Below are 1,001 nucleotides of genomic sequence, written 5' to 3' on the forward strand. Positions count from 1 at the left end.
ATTTTTTATGAGAACTTCATTGAGTTGATGGTGACTATCGATGGCGGCAATGGATCATTGCGCGCGGTGATGACACCGCGCGACAGCTGAGCTGCGGGCCTCTAAACGGCGGGAAGCCCGGGAGCGCGACGTAAAAAATCAGCCTTTGCTGGCCGCCAGATACGCGCCAAGACGTTGCCCCATTTGTTCGCCCAAGGCTTGCAAGCCGCTCAGGGGACGGACCATCACCTCAAACTCAACGATTTTTCCCTGTTCATTGAAGCGGATCATGTCGATGCCCTTTAACTGTTTCCCGCCCACGCTGGCGCTGAACTCCAGGACGACGTTCAACCCGTCTGCCGTCGCCAGTTCGCGGTGGTAGGCAAAATCCTCAAATACTTTGACGACGGTGTTGAGAATCATCGACACCACAGGCGCTCCGGGATAAGGCGTATGGGCCATCGGCGAGCGGAACACCGCTTGTGGGTCGAGCAAGTCGGGCAGGGCGCTCAAGTCAGCCGTGCGGATCATCTCGTGCCATTGCTCCAAGGAGGCCGCGGCGTTGGGGTGCAGGTTCAGATCAGACATTTTCTACTCCTGTATTTTTATTGTGGGTTCTGCAATGTCGAGAGGCGTGGTGTTGCGAAAGCGTTGATCAATGACCACCGCCGCATCCTGCGCCCACTGACTGTATATCGCAGGACCCCGATGGAAGCCATCCCGTGCCATCGAACCCGTCATGGGAGGCAGCCGTCGTCAGCATCGTGCGTCTGGACGATGCGCTCAGCCAGCGCGGCGAGTGCGATAAAAATAGCTCACGAAAAAGCCCGGCTGATCAGGCCGGGCTCTTTGTTGGGAACTGCTTTGAAGCAACTCATTCATGCAACGCGGCTTTCGATCAGGCGATCGGAGCCATCAGCGGCTACACGGTTTTCGATCAGACGGTCAGAACCGTCAGCGGCAACGCGGTTTTCGATCAGACGGTCAGAACCGTCAGCGGCAACGCGGTTTTCGATCAGACG

2 protein-coding genes are annotated in these 1,001 nt (G+C 57.2%); one reads left to right on the forward strand and one right to left on the reverse strand.

Features of this window, described 5'->3' with window-relative positions; genetic code table 11:
- Nucleotides 1-138: 138 nt before the first annotated feature.
- Complete coding sequence (locus PMI22_RS03135) at nucleotides 139-567, reverse strand: nuclear transport factor 2 family protein (RefSeq protein WP_007948778.1); 429 nt, start codon at nucleotides 565-567, stop codon at nucleotides 139-141.
- Nucleotides 568-701: 134 nt separating this feature from the next.
- On the opposite strand from PMI22_RS03135, the gene PMI22_RS31545 reads away from it, so the two are divergent.
- A partial coding sequence (locus tag PMI22_RS31545; RefSeq protein WP_162131663.1) for a hypothetical protein occupies nucleotides 702-1,001 on the forward strand: 300 nt, incomplete at its 3' end.

The sequence above is a fragment of the Pseudomonas sp. GM21 genome, assembly GCF_000282215.1.
In the GTDB taxonomy this organism is placed as follows: domain Bacteria; phylum Pseudomonadota; class Gammaproteobacteria; order Pseudomonadales; family Pseudomonadaceae; genus Aquipseudomonas.

What these genes read in the sequence shown, in the direction of transcription:
- PMI22_RS03135 (WP_007948778.1), bottom strand. Translation starts at nt 567, where the DNA reads ATGTCTGATCTGAACCTGCACCCCAACGCCGCGGCCTCCTTGGAGCAA.